Origin of the sequence: Butyricicoccus sp., assembly GCF_050872565.1 — a bacterium.
Lineage (GTDB): Bacteria > Bacillota > Clostridia > Oscillospirales > Butyricicoccaceae > Butyricicoccus_A.
This window is the reverse complement of the sequence record NZ_JBNMHC010000201.1, coordinates 1-4,051: the sequence shown is the minus strand read 5'-3', so window position 1 is coordinate 4,051 and position 4,051 is coordinate 1. Positions and strand designations below refer to the sequence as shown.

The window sequence follows — 4,051 nt, the reverse complement described above, 5'->3', positions numbered from 1 at the left end:
TGCCTGCGGCAATGGGACTGCGCGTCATGCAGAATGTATTTGGCGTTCTGTTCGCCTTGGGCTTCTGCTTGATTTTCAATTGGATTATGCAGCGCACCCAGTGTGCACAACAAGCTGCTTGACAGCAAAACCTCTCCTCAGTAAATGCCTTGCTGGGAGGGTTTTTTTCTGTTTTCCCGCTGAACATATAAAAAGAGCAGTCCATGTGAGGGCTGCCCTTTTGCTTTTAATAGTTTTGATACACTTGTCCGCGGTTTCCTGCGTCAATAACTGTGATGACAAGCCGATTGTTGTCAATGGTATAAATAACGCGATACGTTCCCACACGAAGCCGGAACAGCCCGTCATTGCCTTGCAGCTGCTTCACATCCCCTTCGGGAAGTTTACTGATTGCTCGTAATAGGCGTTCCTGTTGTGGTCTTGGCTGCTTGCGGATGAACTTCTGTGCTCGCTTCTCGATAACAATCTGATAGCTCATAATGAAATCCCCAACTCATCCGCCAGCGATTGCAGCGGGATTGTATCATGCTTTTCTGGGTCTGTGTCGTTCAGGTATTCATGGTATAGCTGCTCACAGAATGCATCATCTGCTGTTTCATCCGCCAGAAGTCCCTGCAAATACGCCAAAACATAGCCCAATTTGTACTCTGGAACATCGTTTAACAGCTGCATACATTTGTCCTTGTTGCTCATGGTACATGCTCCCTTCTGATGCCGCCATTATATCATCTCTATTTGCTGTTTATTATAAACGAATACATTTCACATATCAATAAATAAATTTGAAATTTAAGGCAATAAGGGACAAAGCCGACAGTTTCTAAAATATAGTTTCTCTGAAAATACAAAAAACCGCCCGTTTCTTTCGAAACAGACGGTTTCACATGGAGCTAATGGTCGGATTTGAACCGACGACCTGCTCATTACGAGTGAGCTGCTCTACCCCTGAGCCACATTAGCATCTGTATTGTATTTTACCACAGGGGTATGCGATGCGTCAAGATAAAAATTTAAAATATTTTTTGTTTTTTTTGGCATCACCCCTTGACAAACGCCTAAAAAGCGTTATACTGGTAAAGTATCCTTGCTCACACACAAGGTGTGGGCCAAAGGCCAGAAGGAGGTGCTTAAATTGGCAAAGGTAAATGGTAAGTACGAAACAATTTTCATTGTCAACCCGAATCTTGGTGAGGAAGCAATCACCGCTATCGTGGAAAAGTTCAAGTCTCTGATCGCTGACAACGGTACTGTAGTATCTGTTGACGACTGGGGCAAGCGTAGAATGGCATATGAGATCAACGACCTGCGTGAAGGTTACTACACCCTGATCGAGTTCGAGTCTCTGCCGTCTTTCCCGGCTGAGCTGGATCGTGTTTACAAGATCACCGATGGCGTTATGCGTTCCATCATCGTTTGCAAAGACTAAGGATTGGTGACAGAATATGCTGAATAAGGCAATTCTTATGGGTCGCCTTACCCGCGATCCTGAGCTTCGCTACACACAGAGCAATGTTCCGGTTGTTACCTTCTCTATTGCTGTTGACCGCAACTACAGCGGCAACAACGGAGAGCGTCAGACCGATTTCATTGACATCGTTGCTTGGAGACGTACTGCTGAATTCGTTTCGCAGTGGTTCACCAAGGGTCAGATGATTGTAGTAGTGGGCAGCATCCAGTCCAGACGCTGGCAAGACAAGAACGGCAACAATCGCACATCTATTGAAGTTGTCGCAGACGAGGTACAGTTTGGCGAGTCCAAGCGTTCCCGTGAGAGCGGCGGAAACTACCCGAACAACAACGGCGGTTACCCGCAGAATGGCGGATATGCAAATCCGAACCCGTATGCTGCTCCGCAGCAGTCCGCTCCTGCACCAAGCTTTGATATGCCAGCAGGCAATTCGGATTTTTCTGAGATTTCCGATGATGACGGCGAAGTTCCGTTTTGATTATCGAACAAGGAGGTTATGACAATGGCTGAAGAAAAAAGAGAATATCGCCCCAATCGCGGCGGCCGTCGCCGCAGAAAGGTTTGCTCTTTCTGTGTAGATAAGGTTGAGGCTATTGATTATAAGGACGTAGCAAAGCTGAAGAGATACATGTCCGAGCGTGGCAAGATCCTGCCGCGTCGTATGACTGGTACCTGTGCCCTGCATCAGCGTCAGCTGACCGAGGCTATCAAGCGTGCTCGTCACATCGCTCTGCTGCCGTATACTGCAGAGTAATTTCAATCCCCGATTATAACAGGATACCATCAAAGAACACATCACACGATGTGTTCTTTTTTGTTTTGTTGTTATTTTGTTGTAAGGTAAAAAAAAGCAGCTCCTCCAAACGGAAGAGCTGCTTCTCTAATAAATTGCTTGATTATCGATTATGATACAGGAAGGTCACAATCTGTGCACGGGTGCAGGCTTTTTTCGGACTAAATGTCGTCTTAGATGTACCGCCGGTAACACCATTTGCCACTGCCCACTGCACAGCCTTGTAATACCAATCCGAAGACTTGACGTCGGTAAACGGATTCTTTGTCGAAACCGTCGGCTTTCCTGCCCGGTTCCACAGGAAGGTCACAATTTCCGCACGATTGCAGGTCTTATTCGGGCTAAATGTCGTCTTGGACGTACCGCCGGTAATTCCCTTCGATACTGCCCACTGCACAGCCTGATAATACCAATCCGAGGACTTGACGTCGGTAAAGGCATTCTTTCTGGAAACAGTCGGTCTGCCCGCCTGATTCCACAGGAAGACAACCGCCTGCGCACGCGTGCAAGTCTGATTCGGTGCAAACTTGGTATCGCTGACGCCAGCTGTGATGTTGTTGGATACCGCCCACATCACCGGCTCATAGAACCAATCGCTCTGCGAAACATCCGTGAACTTCACGGTCGGTGCATTTGGCTTTTCTGTCGTGGTATATGCCTTGCTGATATAGCCATCCTGACCGTTGTACTTGATCAAGTACCAGCCGTTGGTTTCACCGAGGGTTTCCACAGCAGTTCCCTGCTTGAGTACACCCAAAATCGTCGAAGAGGTGTTCGGCTGAGCGCGAACGCGCAGATCTTCCTTCGGATATACCGTTGTTGTCTGCGACGGCGTCGGGGTCGGCGTCGGCTGAGACGGAGCGGTTGTCGTGGTATACTGTGCACTGATATAGCCGGTCTGACCGCTGAACTTGATTTCATACCAGCCATTCTTCAGGCTATACGTCTCTACTTTGGAGCCCTTTGCCAGCGAACCCAAAATCTTTGCGCTGCTGTTCGGCTGGGCGCGAACGTTCAGATTTGCCGTGGTATACACAGTCGTTGTCTGCGACGGTGTCGGGGTCGGCGTCGGCTGAGACGGAGCGGTTGTCGTCGTATACTGTGCGCTGATATAGCCGGTCTGACCGCTGAACTTGATTTCATACCAGCCATTCTTCAGGCTATAAGTCTCTACTTTGGAGCCCTTTGCCAGCGAACCCAAAATCTTTGCGCTGCTGTTCGGCTGGGCACGAACGTTCAAATTTGCCGTAGTGTACACAGTCGTTGTCTGCGACGGTGTCGGTGTCGGCGTCGGCTGAGACGGGTTGGTATCCGTCGTGTACTTTGCGCTGATATAGGCAGTCTGCCCACTAAATGTAATGGTATACCAGCCATATTTCTCTGCTGTTACGGTAACAGCTGTATTCTTTTTCAAGGTACCAAGCACCTTAGACGAAGCGTCCGGCTGCTCATGTACATTCAAATCCGTGGTAACATATACCGTCTTAGAAGCCGCTGCATTCTGGCTCTGCGATCCGGTATTGTCTACAGCAGCAGCAACTGCTGCCGGAACGGTAGAATCTGTATTCTGATTCGGTTCTACAGCGAATGCGCCGCTCGAACACAGCAGACAGGCAGAGGCACCGACTGCGATGACTCGTTTTTTCATGTTCTTATCCATACTTGTCACTCCTTCGCGATCGATCTGGATCTTTTCATTGCCTAGATGATAGCACTGTTAGGTGACAAATGCAAGCGATTGTTACATATTTTTATGTTTTCTTAAGAAATGTTGTTGTTTTGTTATCATT

The 4,051-nt window shown here is 48.3% G+C and carries 6 protein-coding genes and 1 tRNA gene; 3 read left to right on the top strand and 4 right to left on the bottom strand.

The genetic code is table 11. The annotated features are described in order from the left end of the window. Nucleotides 1-226: 226 nt before the first annotated feature. The 3 genes from ACR0P9_RS08575 to ACR0P9_RS08565 all read right to left on the bottom strand — a co-directional run bounded on the left by ACR0P9_RS08575 (nucleotide 227) and on the right by ACR0P9_RS08565 (nucleotide 960). A complete protein-coding gene (locus ACR0P9_RS08575; protein ID WP_432619215.1) occupies nucleotides 227-478 on the bottom strand; it encodes a type II toxin-antitoxin system RelE family toxin in 252 nt (83 codons plus the stop codon). Further along, entirely contained in the window at nucleotides 475-693 is a 219-nt protein-coding gene (locus ACR0P9_RS08570; protein WP_432619213.1) for a hypothetical protein, read from the bottom strand. The genes ACR0P9_RS08575 and ACR0P9_RS08570 overlap by 4 nt, the downstream gene beginning before the upstream one ends. A 192-nt stretch (nucleotides 694-885) precedes the next feature. Continuing rightward, nucleotides 886-960, bottom strand: a tRNA-Thr gene (locus tag ACR0P9_RS08565). A 172-nt stretch (nucleotides 961-1,132) separates the two neighbouring features. Here ACR0P9_RS08565 and rpsF point away from each other — a divergent pair. From rpsF to rpsR, 3 genes are read left to right on the top strand one after another with little or no spacing between them, the layout of a single operon-like run. Next, nucleotides 1,133-1,426 (top strand): 30S ribosomal protein S6, encoded by a 294-nt coding sequence (gene rpsF / locus ACR0P9_RS08560; protein WP_432619211.1) that lies wholly within the window; start codon nucleotides 1,133-1,135, stop codon nucleotides 1,424-1,426. Between the two features lie 16 nt (nucleotides 1,427-1,442). Further along, nucleotides 1,443-1,946, top strand: coding sequence for a single-stranded DNA-binding protein (locus ACR0P9_RS08555; RefSeq protein WP_432619209.1), 504 nt, complete (start codon nucleotides 1,443-1,445; stop codon nucleotides 1,944-1,946). A 24-nt stretch (nucleotides 1,947-1,970) separates the two neighbouring features. Next, complete coding sequence (rpsR, locus tag ACR0P9_RS08550; protein ID WP_087018745.1) at nucleotides 1,971-2,222, top strand: 30S ribosomal protein S18; 252 nt, start codon at nucleotides 1,971-1,973, stop codon at nucleotides 2,220-2,222. Between the two features lie 142 nt (nucleotides 2,223-2,364). On the opposite strand, the gene ACR0P9_RS08545 is transcribed toward rpsR, so the two are convergent. Further along, nucleotides 2,365-3,921 (bottom strand): SH3 domain-containing protein, encoded by a 1,557-nt coding sequence (locus ACR0P9_RS08545; RefSeq protein ID WP_432619206.1) that lies wholly within the window; start codon nucleotides 3,919-3,921, stop codon nucleotides 2,365-2,367. Between the last annotated feature and the right edge of the window lie 130 nt (nucleotides 3,922-4,051).